Annotated in this window: 12 protein-coding genes; 6 read left to right on the forward strand and 6 right to left on the reverse strand. The window is 69.7% G+C overall.

Going from position 1 to position 15,709, the window contains the following annotated elements; translation table 11 throughout:
* Window positions 1-72: 72 nt before the first annotated feature.
* The 6 genes from secA to mtrA all read right to left on the reverse strand — a co-directional run bounded on the left by secA (window position 73) and on the right by mtrA (window position 9,185).
* Window positions 73-2,889 carry a preprotein translocase subunit SecA gene (gene secA, locus VHB92_RS13865; protein ID WP_325454356.1) on the reverse strand — a complete coding sequence of 939 codons (2,817 nt, stop codon included), beginning with the start codon at window positions 2,887-2,889 and terminating at the stop codon, window positions 73-75.
* Between the two features lie 303 nt (window positions 2,890-3,192).
* Window positions 3,193-3,897: a ribosome hibernation-promoting factor, HPF/YfiA family gene (gene hpf, locus VHB92_RS13870; RefSeq protein WP_325454357.1), complete on the reverse strand. Its 705-nt coding sequence runs from the start codon at window positions 3,895-3,897 to the stop codon at window positions 3,193-3,195.
* Between the two features lie 163 nt (window positions 3,898-4,060).
* Window positions 4,061-4,810, reverse strand: coding sequence for a ComF family protein (locus VHB92_RS13875; RefSeq protein WP_325454358.1), 750 nt, complete (start codon window positions 4,808-4,810; stop codon window positions 4,061-4,063).
* Between the two features lie 120 nt (window positions 4,811-4,930).
* Window positions 4,931-6,664: a GerMN domain-containing protein gene (locus VHB92_RS13880; protein WP_325454359.1), complete on the reverse strand. Its 1,734-nt coding sequence runs from the start codon at window positions 6,662-6,664 to the stop codon at window positions 4,931-4,933.
* On the reverse strand, window positions 6,661-8,427 hold the full coding sequence (mtrB, locus tag VHB92_RS13885; protein ID WP_325454360.1) for an MtrAB system histidine kinase MtrB: 1,767 nt from the start codon (window positions 8,425-8,427) through the stop codon (window positions 6,661-6,663). Before mtrB ends, VHB92_RS13880 begins: the two co-directional genes overlap by 4 nt.
* A 74-nt stretch (window positions 8,428-8,501) precedes the next feature.
* The gene (gene mtrA / locus VHB92_RS13890) at window positions 8,502-9,185 is read right to left on the reverse strand and encodes an MtrAB system response regulator MtrA (protein WP_325454361.1); all 684 of its coding nucleotides are present in this window, start codon (window positions 9,183-9,185) and stop codon (window positions 8,502-8,504) included.
* A 225-nt stretch (window positions 9,186-9,410) separates the two neighbouring features.
* Here mtrA and VHB92_RS13895 point away from each other — a divergent pair, with 225 nt between their 5' ends.
* The 6 genes from VHB92_RS13895 to VHB92_RS13920 form a co-directional block, all read left to right on the forward strand.
* Entirely contained in the window at window positions 9,411-10,721 is a 1,311-nt protein-coding gene (locus VHB92_RS13895) for a hypothetical protein (RefSeq protein WP_325454362.1), read from the forward strand.
* A 13-nt stretch (window positions 10,722-10,734) separates the two neighbouring features.
* Window positions 10,735-11,454, forward strand: coding sequence for a DUF4129 domain-containing protein (locus tag VHB92_RS13900; protein ID WP_325454363.1), 720 nt, complete (start codon window positions 10,735-10,737; stop codon window positions 11,452-11,454).
* Complete coding sequence (locus VHB92_RS13905) at window positions 11,451-12,626, forward strand: DUF4350 domain-containing protein (protein WP_325454364.1); 1,176 nt, start codon at window positions 11,451-11,453, stop codon at window positions 12,624-12,626. The genes VHB92_RS13900 and VHB92_RS13905 overlap by 4 nt, the downstream gene beginning before the upstream one ends.
* A 170-nt stretch (window positions 12,627-12,796) precedes the next feature.
* Entirely contained in the window at window positions 12,797-13,804 is a 1,008-nt protein-coding gene (locus VHB92_RS13910; protein WP_325454365.1) for a MoxR family ATPase, read from the forward strand.
* Window positions 13,805-13,813: 9 nt separating this feature from the next.
* A complete protein-coding gene (locus VHB92_RS13915) occupies window positions 13,814-15,142 on the forward strand; it encodes a DUF58 domain-containing protein (protein ID WP_325454366.1) in 1,329 nt (442 codons plus the stop codon).
* Between the two features lie 235 nt (window positions 15,143-15,377).
* The coding region (locus VHB92_RS13920; protein WP_325454367.1) for an aquaporin at window positions 15,378-15,709 on the forward strand (332 nt) is incomplete at its 3' end.

The following is a 15,709-nucleotide window of genomic DNA, read 5'->3' on the forward strand; positions in this document are numbered from 1 at the left end:
ACTCACCCACGACCGCATCGGGAGGGCCGCAGGCCCGGTCGACGCGCTGTTGGGGGTCAGTGCTGCCGGCGCTCAGCGCCGACGACGCTCCTGTGCCCTGCGCTCGGCCCTGTTGAGCGGCTCCGCTTGCGCACTGTCGTCCGCGCGCTGCCCGAAAGCACCCCGTGCTGCAGACTGCTGCTGTACGGGCGCGTTCTCCTGCTGGGCGGCCAGCTGACGGCGCCTGGCGCGCTCGGCGCGGTCCGTGGCGGCACGCTCGACCTGGCCACGCTGGTTGCGCACCTCGACGCTTCCGTCGTCGCTGGGCGCCGAGTAGCTGAGTCGCTGCTGCTCGTTCGCCGACGGGGTGAGGCCCTTGGCCTCCACCTCGGTCACCTCGCCCGCCGCCTGAGTCACCTCGACCTCGAGGTTGAACAGGAAGCCGATGGACTCCTCGCGGATCGCCCCCATCATCTGCTGGTACATCGTGAAGCCCTCGCGCTGGTACTCGACCAGCGGGTCGCGCTGAGCCATGGCCCGCAGCCCGATGCCGTCCTTGAGGTAATCCATCTCGTAGAGGTGATCGCGCCAGCGGCGGTCGATGACCGACAGCACGACACGGCGCTCGAGCTCGCGCATGGCGGCCGACCCCAGCTGCTCCTCGCGTCGCGCGTACGCGAGGCGGGCATCCGACAGGATCTCGCGCTTCATGAACTCCCGGTTCACCCGGCCCTTGTTGCCCACCTCGGCGATGACCTCGTCGATGGAGATGTCGACCGGGTAGAGCACCTTGAGGTCCGACCAGAGCGCGTCGAAGTCCCAGTCGTCGGCGCTCGCCTCCGCAGTGTGCTGATCGATGACCTCGCTGATCACGTCTTCGAGGAACTGCTGCACGCGCTCGTGCAGGTCGTCGCCCTCGAGGATGCGCCGCCGGTCGCTGTAGATCGCCTCGCGCTGGCGGTTCAGCACGTCGTCGTACTTGAGCACGTTCTTGCGGATCTCGGCGTTGCGCGCCTCCACCTGCGCCTGGGCGGAGCGGATGGCGCGGCTCACCACCTTGGACTCGATCGCCAGGTCGTCCGGAACGTTGCTGCGACCCATCAGGCTCTCGGCAGCACCCGCGTTGAACAGCCGCATCAGGTCGTCGGTGAGCGAGAGGTAGAACCTGCTCTCTCCTGGATCGCCCTGGCGTCCGGAGCGACCGCGGAGCTGGTTGTCGATGCGGCGCGATTCGTGACGCTCGGTGCCCAGCACGTAGAGGCCGCCGACCTCGATGACTTTGTCCGCCTCTTCGGCGACGGCGGCCTTGACGCGGTCGTACACGGCGTCCCATTCCGCCTCGTACTCCTCAGGGGTGTCGACCGGGCTCAGGCCTCTGGCGTTCATCTCGGCGACCGCGAGGAACTCCGCGTTGCCACCGAGCATGATGTCGGTTCCACGGCCGGCCATGTTGGTGGCGACAGTGACGGCGCCGAGGCGTCCGGCCTGTGCCACGATCGCGGCCTCACGCGCGTGGTTCTTGGCGTTCAGCACCTCGTGCCGCACGCCCTTCTTCGCCAGCAACCGGGACAGGTACTCGCTCTTCTCGACGCTCGTCGTTCCGACCAGAACGGGCTGGCCCTTCTTGTTGCGTTCGACGATGTCCTCGACGACCTGCTTGAACTTGGCCTCCTCGTTCTTGTACACGAGGTCGGGCATGTCCTTGCGGATCATGGGCTTGTTCGTCGGGATGACGACCACGCCGATCTTGTACGTCGACATGAACTCGGCGGCCTCGGTCTCCGCCGTACCCGTCATGCCGGAGAGCTTCTTGTAGAGGCGGAAGTAGTTCTGCAGCGTGACTGTTGCGAGGGTCTGGTTCTCGGCCTTGACCGGCACGCCCTCCTTGGCCTCGATCGCCTGGTGGATGCCCTCGTTGTAGCGGCGCCCCACGAGGATGCGCCCCGTGTGCTCGTCGACGATGAGGACCTCGTCGTTCATCACGACGTAGTCCTTGTCGCGCTTGAACAGCGCGTTGGCCTTGATCGCGTTGTTCAGGAAGGAGATGAGCGGAGTGTTCGCGGACTCGTAGAGGTTGTCGATGCCGAGGTAGTCCTCGACCTTGGCGATGCCCGGCTCCAACACGCCGACGGTGCGCTTCTTCTCGTCGACCTCGAAGTCGACATCCGGCTGCAGCCGCGTGGCGAGGCGCGCGAACTCGTTGAACCACCGGTTCGCCTCTCCGCTTGAGGGACCGGAGATGATGAGCGGCGTGCGGGCCTCGTCGATGAGGATGGAGTCGACCTCGTCGACGATGGCGAAGAAGTGGCCGCGCTGCACCATGTCGGATGCCTGCCACGCCATGTTGTCGCGCAGATAGTCGAAGCCGAACTCGTTGTTCGTGCCGTACGTGATGTCGGCGAGGTACTGCTCGCGTCGCTCGTCCGGGGTCTGACCGGCGAGGATGACACCCGTCGTCATGCCGAGCGCGCGGAACACGCGCCCCATGAGCTCTCCCTGGTAGCTGGCCAGGTAGTCGTTGGTGGTGATGATGTGAACGCCGCGGCTCGCGATGGCGTTCAGGTACGCGGCGGTCGTGGCGACGAGCGTCTTGCCTTCACCGGTCTTCATCTCGGCGATGTTGCCGAGATGAAGCGCGGCGCCACCCATGATCTGCACGTCGAAGTGCCGCATGCCGAGCGTGCGCACCGCCGCCTCGCGCACGGCCGCGAAGGCCTCGGGCAGAAGGTCGTCGAGGGACTCGCCGTTGCCGTAGCGCTCACGCAGCTCGTTCGTCTCGTTGCGCAGTTCCTCATCGGTGAGGCTCTGGAAGTCTTCCTCGAGCGCGTTCACGGCGCGGGCGTACGCCTCGAGCCGCTTGAGCGTACGGCCTTCACCGACACGCAGCACCTTTTCGAGAACTGAGGCCACTGATGCACTCCAAGTGGTTCGTAGAGGATGCCGCAGGGCACCCGTCGTCCCGGGCGGACGCGTGCCGACCTGCCGGACGGCAACTCCCCCATGTTACCGGCCTGTGACCTGAGCATGCCGGATGCCTGCTGCGGATGCGCTGGAGGTTGTCGGTGCGGCACCCCACCGCGGGTCAAGCCCGTCGAAACCCGAAGCGAGCAGCCGTACACCACCGGGTTGAGCCTGTCGAAACCCGACGCTTCAGGGCCCGGTTTCGACAGGCTCAACCGGCGGTTCGGCGACAGGCTCGGCCAGAGGTGGTGGTCAGGCTCGGCCGAGCTTGCGCGAGGCCGTCGCCACCTCTTGAAGCTCCTCCGCGTTCTCGTCGAGGGCGATGACGCCGTAGTCCCAGCCCTTGCGGCGGTAGACGACGGAGGGCCGGTTGGATTCCTCGTCGATGAACAGGTAGAAGTCGTGACCGACGAGCTCCATGTAGTACAGCGCGTCGTCGACCGACATCGGCACGGACGCGAACACCTTCTTGCGGATCACGACGGGGCAGTACTCCTCCGCCTCCTCCGCTGTCGACGGCTCGTTGTTCACCACGGGAACAGAGCCGGTGCGCACCTGCTCCAGCACCGTGACCGGCGCGGGGGTGACATCCACACGCCCGAGGCCCACAGTGGACGCCTCGCGCACCGAGGGCGGTCTGTGCAGGCCGCGATGGATCTTTCTGCGGTCCTTTGCGCGTCTCACGCGCTCCAGGAGCCGTCCGATCGCCAGATCGAACGCCGCGTATTTGTCGGACGCCGTGGCTTCGGCACGAACCACCGGACCCGGTCCGACGAGTGTCAGTTCGACGCGATCATCGCCGTTCTGACCTCCGGACTTCTCGTTGTGGCGGGAGACCTTGATCTCCAGCGAGAGAGCTCGCTCAGCGAGCGAACCGACTTTGGCTGCCTTCTCCGTCGCATATTCACGGAAGCGATCGGTGATGCCTACGCCGAGTCCGAAGATGTTGATTTCCATGGCGACCTCCTGCTTCCGGTGCGGCCGTCGCCCGTACGGAAAGGGCGGCTGGACCGACACCTTTTCCCCCAACCGTAGACCGGGAGCAGGCGGATGTCACCCGGTACTTGCCGGGCGTCCGCGAAGCATCCGCATACCGACTGCGACGGATGCCGTGCGCCGATCATGGCGGTTCGCGGATGGTCCCCGAGCGGCCGCCCAAGGCCTCAGGCACGGGGTTCCGACGCGGAGTTCGAGCCAGGACGGCGGCACCGATCACGTGCGCGCCACCGGATGCCAGAGCTCGCCTGGCCTCCAGCAAGGTGGCACCGGTGGTGAGGATGTCGTCGACCAGGAGCACGTGCCGGCCCGCCAGTGCGCCGCGCGGCGCGAGCCAGTGGTCCCTGTTCTCTCGTCGGCCCTGGATAGTGAGGTGCGCCTGGTCGGCGCTCTGTCGCCGGGCGCGCAACGCCGGCTCCGTACGGAGCCCCGCGTGGGCGAGGAGCAGGCGGACGGGAGAGAACCCGCGGGCGCGGCGCGCGGACCGCGACGACGGCACGGTGACCAGGTGCACGGTGACCAGGCGCACAGGGTGCGCGGTGACCGGAGGAGCGTGCTCGCGCAACGCCGATGCGATGGCTGCGGCCAGCGCCGGGGCGAGGCGGCCTGCGACATCCGTGCGCCCGCCGTCCTTGTACGCGGCCAGCACAGAGCGCACCACGCCTCCGTACTCGTGCGCGTAGGTGACAGGCAGGCCGTGAAGGTCGACCTCGCGCACGTTCGGCGCGAGCGCCGCAGAACATGCGGAGCACAGGGACCGGTCGGGCGCTGCGCATCCGGCGCACGACGTGGGCGACACGACGGCGAGCGCGTCCAGCAACGCCGACTTCAGTCCGGGAAGAGCCCGAGTGACCGGGCGGAACGCGGTGGACATGCGTCCAGGCTGGCGCCGACGGGCATGGCCCCGGCGCTGTGGACGCATCTCGGCGCAAACCGCGCGCGAACCCGGCGTGGGGGACGGAGGGTGGTCGGCGAGCACGCTCTCCGCGACGGTCTACTGCGGCTTGCCCAGCTGCTGGCCGATGAACTGCACGCCGTCGGCACGCTGCTGCCACCCGGTGCCGCGCGGCCATTGCAGCGAGTCGTCCGAGGTGAGCACCCAGTAGTACGGCGCCGCTCCGACCGGACCGATGCTCGCACCCTTGGCGGGCCCCGGGGCGGGCTGCGCGTCACCACCGACCGTCTGCACGTCGATCGAGCTCTCCCCGCCCGACCCGACGGCGAGCGCCCCGATGGTGAGGTCGTCGAGCCAGGTGAGCGACGTGGCGGTCCCTCCCCCGACCGGGCCGAGATTCACCGGGGTCGAGATGCTCTCCGGCCGCCCGCTCGAGGTCCGTACCACGCCGGCGACCATCATGCTCGTTCCGGAGTCGGTGCGCACGAGCGCGGCGAGCCTCGTGCCGTCTCGTGACATCGCCATGGCGATCAGCGACCTGCCGTCGGGCCACGCCGCCATCAGCGAGGTGGATGAACCGCTCGGGCCGAGCACCTGCAGCTCCGAAGGCGATGCCGACGTGGCGCTCCACGCATAGCCAGAGGGATCCAGCGTGGGAGCGACGAGACCGGGCCGGGTGTCGAGCTGCACCGGATCGTCGACGTCGGCGCGCACGACCCAGCTCGCGCCCGCGCCCAGCACGACGGCCGTGCGGTGGTCACCGGACAGCGTGGCGGCGCGCGGGCCGATGCTCTCCACCTTCGACGAGACATCCGGGATCTCCGAGACTGCCGAGCCGGAGAGCAGACCGAACTTGCCGCTTCGGAACACGAGCGCGTTCGAGTCGACACTGGGGTTCTGCACCGGCTCGGGCGACAGCGCATCCGGTACCGGCCGCTGCACGCCCTCGATCGAGATGCGCACGTCGGTGACTCCGGCAACGGAGGCCAGCGACTCCGACAGCTGGAGCTGCATGCGCTCCAGGGTGAGGGCATCCACCGCTCCCGCTGTGCTGTTCAGATCGACGTCGGCCTGTCCGCCGGTGACGGTCACCGAATCGGAGGTCAGCTGGGACCCCTGCGGGAACGCGCTGGTGTACGCGCCCGACAACCACTTGGCCGGCCCCTGCACGAGCTCCTTCACGATCCTGGTCTGCAGCGAGGCAGGCGAGTTCGGGAACCAGCGCTCGTCCGGCACGAGGAACTGCAGATCCGGGCTGAAGAAGAAGAGGGAATGCGGCGCGAACACGCTCGCGAAGCGCGAGCTGTCGATGATGACGCCGTTTGGCGCCTTCGAGATGCGCCATTGTCCGCCCTGCTTGACGAACGTGTACTGCTGCTGGATGCCCGTCGACGATTCGGCCCTGGTGTAGCTGCCGTCGGCGTCGACGAACGCCACGGGGGTGAGCGTGAGCAGCTTCTGATCCGACGACACCGTCTCGTAGTCACGATCCGATCCGGTGTCCACCGTCACCGACGCATCCGCGTTCCACTTGCTGCGGAACCCGGTGGCCAGGAACTCGCGCGCCACGGCGTAGTCGCCCTGCGGCGAGACCTGGGCCTGGATGAATCCCTTGAGGATCTCGTCCTGCGTTGCACCCTGCTGCGGACCGTTCGGCAGGAAGTCCACCTGCCCCAGACCGTTGTTCTGCGCGCTGATCGGGCCGACCTCCTTCACGGAGCTCGTGCGCGGGATCTGCGCGCAGCCTGCGATCAGCGCGAGCAGGCCCAGCATGGCCACGGATGCCCGCACCAGCCGGCCTCCTCTGCCACGCACGTTCGTCCCGCCGCTCATGGCTTCACCGACCCTTCGCGTTCGCTCCCCCGCACGTCGTGCTTGCGGGCGTCGCCGCGCGGACGCGCTGCACGGCGCTCGCGACCGGATCGCCCTGTGTCTCGCCCTGCCGGCTCGTCGCCGTCGTCGTGCCGGCCGCCGATCGACTCGTGACCGATGGGCCGGTCGTCGGCCGTGCGCGGCGCGTCGGACGGCGCGAGCGGGAGCGGCGAGGCGGCGATCGGCTCGCCGGGCACGCGCGGGAGCGTGAGACGGAAGTTGGATCCCTCGTGCGGGCTGGACCAGACATCCAGCCAGCCGTCGTGCTTCGCGGCGTCCTCGAGGGAGATGGCCAGCCCGAGGCCCGTGCCTCCGATGGTGCGCTTGCGCGACGGGTCGGCGCGCCAGAACCTGTCGAACACGTGCGCGACATCCCGCTCGCTCATGCCCAGCCCGTAGTCGCGCACCGAGAGGGCGACGGCGGTCTGGTTGCTGTCCACGGTGACCACGATGGGCTTCCCCTCGCCGTGCTCGATGGCGTTGCCGAGCAGGTTCCTCAGCACCCTGCGCACACGTCGCGGATCCATCTCGACCTCGAAGTAGCCTCCTGGCGCCTCCAGCCGCACCTCGGACCCGTTCGTCAGCGCGAGCGGCCTCATGTCCTCGACCGCGTCTTCCGCCAGCCGCACGAGGTTGGTCGGCTCCCACTCGAGCACGACCGATCCCGCGTCGTACCTGCTGATCTCCAGCAGGTCGGAGAGCAGCCTGTCGAACCGCTCGATCTGGGCATGCAGCAGCTCAGCGGTGCGGGCGGTGGCCGGCGGGAAGTCCTCGCGCTGGTCGTAGATGACGTCGCCGGCGAGTCGGATGGTGGTGAGCGGCGTGCGCAGCTCGTGCGAGACGTCGCTGACGAACCGCTGCTGCAGCTGGGAGAGCGTGGCGAGCTGCGTGATCTGCCGCTGCAGGGCATCCGCCATGCCGTTGAAAGAGCGTGCGAGCGTGGCGAACGCGTCTTCGTTCGCGATCGGCATGCGCACCTCGAGGTCACCGTCGGCCAGCTGCTGGCTGGTCTGAGCGGCCACGCGGATGGGCGTCAGGATGAGCCGCACCACGAGATACGTGATGCCGGCGATGAGCACGAGCAGCGCGAGGCCCACGATGAGCAGCGTGTGCTGCACGAAGAGCAGGGTCTGCTCGGAGTCGGAGAGGTCGTAGCCGATGTAGAGCTCGTACCTGCCTGCCGTCGGAAGCTGGAGCTCGGAGCCAACCACGATGCCGGGATGCGTCGACCCGTCGCCCGAGGGCAGCGCGACGGACTGCGCGAACACGGCGTGCGGTGACGACTGCACCGCCTTGCGCAGGTCTTTGGTGATGATGTCCTTGCCGGAGCCGAACGTCGAGACTCCGACCGGCGCCGCCGCGTCGATGCCCTGTCCGGGAACCCGGAACGACGCGACGAGCCCGGTGGTCGTGGAGTTCTTGATGTCGCCGAAGACCTGAAGGAAGAGGTTGTCGATGGCCTCGGGGTCGGTGGCGTCCGACGCGTCCAGCTTCTTCTGCGCATCCGTGGTCGCGCGCGCCGAGTCGTGATACGACTGCTCGAGCCGCGACTGGTAGAGCCCGTTGCCGACGATGAACGACACGAGAAAACCCGCGACGAGCACCGCGGCGCCGGTGAGCGCCACCGTCATCAGCACCGTGCGGAACTGCAGTGACGTGCGCCACACGTGCGCGAAGCGCTCCGGCCACTCACGCCACCGCAACCAGTCACCGCCGAACCTCACGAACTCAGCGCTCCTGCGTGGCCGTCGAACGACGCCTGGTCCGCCACGGGATCACGAGACATCTCCCGACCTCGTCAGGGTGTGGCGCCGGCGCGGTAGCCCACGCCGCGCACGGTCATCACGATCTTCGGGTTGTCGGGGTCTTCCTCCACCTTCGCCCGCAGCCGCTGCACGTGCACGTTCACGAGCCTGGTGTCGGCCTTGTAGTGGTAGCCCCACACCTGCTCGAGCAGCATCTCGCGGGTGAACACCTGCTGCGGCTTCGACGCGAGCGCGATGAGCAGGTCGAACTCCAGCGGCGTGAGGTTGATACGGGACTCGCCGCGACGCACCTCGTGCGCAGCCACGTCGATCTCGATGTCGCCGACGCGCAACGTGTCGGCCGCGGGGGCTGATGCCGCAGGCCGGAGCCGCGTGCGGATGCGCGCGACCAGCTCCTTCGGGTTGAACGGCTTCACCATGTAGTCGTCCGCGCCGCACTCGAGCCCCTTGACCACATCGGCGGTGTCGGACTTGGCGGTGAGCATGATGATCGGAACGCCGGACTCGGCGCGGATGCGAGAACACACCTCGATGCCGTCCATGCCGGGAAGCATCAGGTCGAGGAGTATCAGGTCGGGCTTGGTGGCGTGATAGCTGTCGATGGCGATCGCGCCGTCGGAGCAGAAGCTCGGCTCGAACCCTTCCGTGCGCAACACGATGCCGATCATCTCGGCCAAGGCGGTGTCATCGTCGACGACCAGGATTTTCGCGTTCATGCCAGTCTGGGGTCCTGATTCCTCTTCAGTGCCCGCGGAAGGCGACCACCCGGGCGAGACCATGGCACAAGAGTAGTCGACGCTTTCGGCAGGGCACCTGGAGCCCCGCGGCGACGCGCCATGGTCCGGCGTGCGCCGCCCGCGTCCGCCGAGGCTCCGTGTGCCAGGATGAGGGAACCCAGCGCAGGTTCACGCACACATCCGAGCAGTGGCAGGTAGTCAACGGTGAGCGATTCCGACGGCCCCGGCCGAGACGAGACCCGGCCGGACGGCACGACGACACCCGGAGCCGATGCAGCCGATCAGGCGCCTGCTCCTGGCACGTGGGTTGCACCCGAATCCTGGGCGCCGCCGCAACCCGGCGCTCAGTCAGCCGAGACTGCGTGGCAGCAGCAACCCGCGTGGCGGCAGCAGCCGACGTGGCAGCAGCAACCCCCGTGGCAGCAGAGCACCGGCTGGACCCCGCCTCCCAGGCCGGGACTCTTCCCGCTTCGCCCGCTCCCGTTCGGCACCCTGTTCGGCACCCCGTTCCGGGTGCTGCGGCACAACCCGCGCGCCACGGTCGGCGGCGCGCTGATCGTCCAGCTCATCTCGACGCTGTCCACCGTGCTCGTCGTGGGCGTGGCCGCGGTGTTCGCGGTGCTGCGCATCGCCGCGGCCGACCGCGACTCCACGAGCGACATGCAGCTCATCACGGCCGGCAGCATCGCCATCCTCGTCGCCGCCGTGCTCGTGTCCGTCGTGATCTCGCTGATCGGAACGGCGCTCGTGCAGGGCCTTGTGGCATCCGAAGTCGCTAGGGGCGCGCTCGGTGAGAAGCTCACGTTGCGGGCGCTGTGGCGCGCGACGAGAGGGCGACGGTGGCGCCTCATCGGCTGGACGGTGCTGCTGGCGGCCGCTGTAGCAGCATCCATCGCGCTCGTCGCCGCCTCGGCCGCAGCCTCCTCCGCTGCCGGCTCCTGGGTCGTGACCGTGCTCCTCGTGGTGCCGGCGGTCTGCGGGCTCGGCGCGCTCTGGGTGTGGCTCGGTACCAAGACGGCGCTCACGCCCAGCGTGATCGTCGTGGAGAAGACGGGTGTCTTCACCGCGCTCGCCCGGTCGTGGCGGCTCACCGAACGCTCGTTCTGGCGCACGTTCGGCACGCTCGCCCTCGTCGCCGTGATCTGCGCCGGTGCCAGCGCGGTCGTCACGATCCCGCTGCAGGCCGTGTACACCATCGTGATCTCGCTGATCAGCCCGACCGGATCGTTCCAGGCCGGCAACGCCATCGGCGTGACGATCGCGTACTACGTGCTCTCGATCATCGTGGGCACGCTCGTCGGCTCGGTCACGGCCGTGGTGCAGGCGGCCACCGCGACGACCGTGTACCTGGATCTCAGGATGCGCCGCGAGGGCCTCGACGCCGAGCTGAGGCGCGTCGTGGACGAGCGCGCCGCAGGCATCCCGGATGCTCGCGACCCCTTCGCGACGCCGGCCTGGGCTGCGACCCGGTCGTCGTCCCACCCGTCTGCGTCGGCGACCTGGACGCAGCGGTGAAGCGGATGCCACGGTGATCGACGCCGTCTTCCGACTCGCCCCTGCGGCCTTGCTCCGCCTCACGGCCGACACGCCGCCCCTCGACCCCGGCGCGCACACCGCGCAGGAGTGGCTGAGGCACGAGCTCGCGAAGCCGGAGTACCAGGCGGCCAGGCCGACGTGGTTCGACCGCGTCGCGCAGCAGATCTCGGAGTGGTTCGCCTCACTGGGTGCGAACGTGAGCGGAGATGCCGCCTGGATCCTGGCGAGCATCGGAATCGCGATCGTGGCCGCCATCATCGTCGGCGCCTTCGTGGTGTTCGGCCTCCCCCGGCTGCGCAGGAGGACGCCGGACTCCGTCGTGTTCGACGAGGACGACGGGCGCAGCACGGCCGACCTGCGCAGGGACGCATCCTCGTCGGCCGCCGGCGGCCGTTACGACGACGCGGTCCGCGACCTGTTCCGCGCGATCGCCCGCTCGCTCGGGGAACGCACGATCGTGCTGCTCCTGCCGGGAACGACGTCGCAAGAGCTCGCGACCGAGGCATCCGTCGCGCTTCCTGCGCACGGTGAGCGCCTGCACGCCGCCGCCGTGCTGTTCGACGGCGTCCGCTACCTCGGACGGTCGGCACGAGCGGCGGACTACGAGGCGCTCGTCGTACTGGATCACGAGCTCGCCCGCGCGACACCGCGGTCGTCGAGGCTACCTGCGTCAGCAGGCGAGGTCGCGACGACGCCGGGGGCACCCAGGTGACAGCGACGGCGACGGCGCTCTCCCGCACCCCGCGCCAGAGCCTTCGGCGAGCGCGCGGATGGCTCGTGCTCGTCGCGATCCTGCTGGTCGGCTCCGGAGCCGCCGCCATCCAACTCTCACTCGCCTCCACCTCGGCCGATCCCATGGGCGCCTCCAACCCCGCGCCGCAGGGCGGTCAGGCGTTGGCCCGGGTGCTCGCCGAGCACGGCGTCGACCTGCGCACGGCCTCGTCGCTCGCCGATTCGCGACGAGCGACGGCCGACCGCGCCGACACGACCGTGCTTCTCTCCGACCCGAAGGGCATTCTGGATGCCGGCCAGCTCGGCACCGTGCTCTCGCTCGGATCCGATGTGGTCACCGTCGACCCGGGGTTCGCGCAGCTGCGCGCGATGGCTCCGACCGTGGCGCAGGCCGGCGAACGGAGCGTGTCGTCGCGAAGCTCGGGATGCTCGCTGGCCGCGGCCGACCGCGCCGGGTCGGTCGCCGGGCGAACACGCACCTTCCGGGTCGCCGAACCGGCGACCGGATGCTTCCGCGCGAGCGACGGCACCTTCGCGGTGGCGCAGTCGGTTGCGGCGGGCACCCGGGTGACCGTCGTCGGATCCGGCCTGCTCGACAACGACGGCATCGCCCGGGCAGGCAACGCGGCTCTGGCGATCGGCCTGCTCGGCCAGCACCGCACGCTCGTGTGGTACTTGCCGTCCCAGGCGGATGCCGCCGCTCAAGGGGCGCCGAGTCTCGCCGCGCTGACCCCGGCGTGGGTCACCCCGGCGATCCTTCTGCTCATCGCCGTCGTGGTTGCGGCGGGTGTGTGGCGAGGACGCCGTTTCGGTCCGCTCGTGGTGGAGAACCTGCCCGTCGTGGTGCGCGCAGGTGAGACCATCGAGGGTCGCGCCAGGCTGTACCGCACGGCATCCGTTCGGGTGCACGCGCTCGACGCGCTTCGGGTGGGAGCGGTGCAGCGCATCGGCGTGCTCTGCGGGCTGCCCCCTCGAGCCGACGTCGACCAGGTGGCGGCGAGCGCCGCAGCGCTGACCGGTCGTGCGGCGAAGGACGTACGTGACGTGCTGCTCGACGGCGTACCGCTCACGGATGCCTCGGCCGTCGACTTCGCGGCACGCCTCGCCGAGCTGGAGGATGCGGTGCGGACGGCCGTGCGCGGCGCTCCCTGAGCCCCGTGCCATGGCGAACGAGACCACCCGGGACTACCCGGGACCACCCGGCACCGCCCACCGGCCGATGCGCGGAAGGCCACGCGCCTGGAGCGCCGCGGCCCGACCGCTCACCGATGCACCCCGCATCAGTAGGCTCGCAGTGACCGATCGACCCGGGAGCATCGCCGATGACCGACCCCAGCAGAGCCGAACCGAACGTGCAGCCGACGTCTGCTCCGCCAGCCCCGCACGGCGGACGGCCCGCCTTCGACACGGTGCGTGCCGAGGTGGCGAAGGCCGTCGTCGGACAGGATGCCGCCGTCACGGGCCTGCTGGTCGCCCTTCTCACCGGCGGGCACGTCCTTCTCGAAGGCGTTCCCGGCGTGGCGAAGACCCTGCTGGTGCGATCGCTCGCCGCGGCCCTGTCGTTGCAGGCGAAGCGCGTGCAGTTCACGCCCGACCTGATGCCGGGCGACGTCACCGGATCGGTGGTGTATGACGCCAAATCGGCCGCGTTCGTGTTCCGGCACGGACCGGTGTTCACGAACATCCTGCTGGCCGACGAGATCAACCGCACTCCCCCGAAGACGCAGGCCGCGCTGCTGGAGGCGATGGAGGAACGACAGGTGAGCGCCGACGGCGACACCATGACGCTGCCCGATCCCTTCCTGGTCGCCGCCACGCAGAACCCGATCGAGTACGAGGGCACCTACACCCTGCCCGAGGCGCAGCTCGACCGGTTCCTGCTCAAGCTCGTGCTCGAGGTTCCGGATCGCGACACCGAGTTCGAAGTGCTGCGACGGCACTCCGCGGGGTTCGATCCGCGTGCGCTGGCGGCAGCGGGCATCCGTCCCGTCATCGATGCCGCCGACGTGCTGGATGCTCGCGCCGAGGTGCGTCGTGTCGCGGCGGGATCCGACGTGCTGGCCTACGTCGTCGACCTCGCCAGAGCGACACGGCAGAGCCCGTCCGTTCGCCTGGGCGTGAGCCCGCGCGGCGCGACAGCGCTGCTGGCGGCCGCCAAGGCGTTCGCCTGGCTGAGCGGATACGACGCCATCACCCCGGACCACGTGCAGGCGATGGCGCCTGCCGCGTGGCGCCATCGCCTGCAGCTGCAGCCCGAAGCCGAGCTGGAAGGCGTCACGACAGACGGCATCCTGCGCTCCGTGCTGCAGCAGGTGCAGGTTCCGCTCTAGGCCAGCGTCATGGCCGTCAGCGGGCGCTTCGTCGCCCTCCTCGCCCTGGGTCTCGTGCCCGTCGTGCTGCTCGGCTCGACGGCCGCCGGCGCGTACCTGGCGCTCGGATGCTGGCTCGTGTTCTGCTGCGTGCTGGGGGCGATCGACCTGCTCGCGGCATCCTCTCCGCGGCGCGTGGCGCTCGAGCGGATGCTCCCCGGTCGGGTGCGCCTCGGTGAGACGGTCACCGCCACGATCTTCGTCACGAACCTCGGCGCCCGCCGGCTGCACGGCACGCTGCGCGACGGCTGGGAACCCTCCGCCGGCGCTTCGCGGTCGAGGCTGCCGCTGGACGTCCCGCAAGGCGAGCGACGCATCCTCACCCTCCCGCTCACCCCACGGCGCCGTGGCAGCAGACGCTCGGAGTTCGTCACCATCCGTGCGGCAGGTCCCCTGGGCCTGTGGTCGCGTCAGGCCACGCTCGCCGCGCCTGCCGAACTACACGTGCTGCCGCCGTTCCACTCGCGCAAGCACCTGGCGTCCCGCCTTGCCCGGTTGCGCGAGCTCGACGGGTCCACGCCGGTGATGGTGAGGGGCGAGGGCACGGAGTTCGACTCGCTGCGCGAGTACGTGGCCGGGGACGACGTGCGGTCCATCGACTGGCGCGCCACGGCGCGCACGTCGGTCGCCGCTCGCGCTGGCTCGGGCATCATGGTGCGCACGTGGCGTCCTGAACGCGACCGTCGTGTGGTCATCGTGATCGACACCGGGCGCGCGTCCGCAGCGCGCATCGCGGACGAGCCGCGCCTGGACACGGCGTTCGAAGCGGCTCTGCTGCTGGCCGCTCTCGCGGACCGCGGAGGCGACCGCGTCGATGTGCTCGCATTCGACCGGCGGGTCCGAGCCCGCGTGACGGGGGCGAAGGGCCCGGCCCTGCTCTCCCGCACCGTGACGGCACTGGCCGACGTGCGGCCCGAGCTGATCGAGACGGACTGGTCGGCGATTCCGGCGCAGGTTCGCGCGATCACGCACCGGCATGCCCTCGTCGTGCTGCTCACGGATGCCTCGGCCCCCGGATCGACGATGGGCCTCCTCGCCGCGCTGCCGCAGCTGGCCTCGTCGCACACCGTCGTGGTGGGCTCGGTTCGCGACCCGCGCATCGAAGAGCTCGCCTCGCGGCGTGAGGGCGTCGAGGCGTTCTACGAGGCTGCGGCCGCCGAGCGAGCGCTGCTCGACACGTCGCGTGTGGCGGAGGCGGTGCGGATGAGCGGAGCAGGCGTCGTCAGCGCGCCGCCTGCCGACCTGCCGCCCGCCATCGCCGACCGGTATCTGGCGTTGAAGGCATCCGGACGGCTCTGAGGCGCTGGTCTTCGCGGGAATCGCTCGTGCGGTCTGCCTGTCTGCCGCCCGTCTGCTGCCTGCTGCCTACCCGCCTGCCCGCCTGCCCGCCTGCCGCTCAGCGCAGCCCGTCCACGACATGCTGAGAAATCGAGTGGACCGAACCTGGGAGATCGCTTAGCGTTCGAGTAGGCGCCGGACGCACGTCCTCGTGCGGAGTCCGCCCGGCTTACTCGATCCGTAAAGGAAAGTGAAGATGTCTGAGTCAACTCCTGCTGCGGCCTCACCGGAGGCCACAGTATCCCCGTCTCTCGTCGCGCGGCTCGCGGCCGAGGCGTTCGGTACCTTCCTGCTGGTGTTCTCCGTGGTCGGCACGGCGATCTTCGCCGCCGGGTTCGGCGGGGGCAGGGGCGGCTTCAATGTCGGATTCCTCGGCGTCGCGCTCGCCCTCGGCCTCTCCGTCGTCATCGGCGCGTACTCGTTCGGTCCGATCTCCGGCGGTCACTTCAACCCGGCCGTCACGCTCGGGCTCGCCGCGGCTCGGCGTTTCGCCTGGCGCGACGTGATCGGCTACATCGTGGCGCAGCT

Origin of the sequence: Humibacter sp., assembly GCF_035547335.1 — a bacterium.
GTDB lineage: Bacteria > Actinomycetota > Actinomycetes > Actinomycetales > Microbacteriaceae > Humibacter.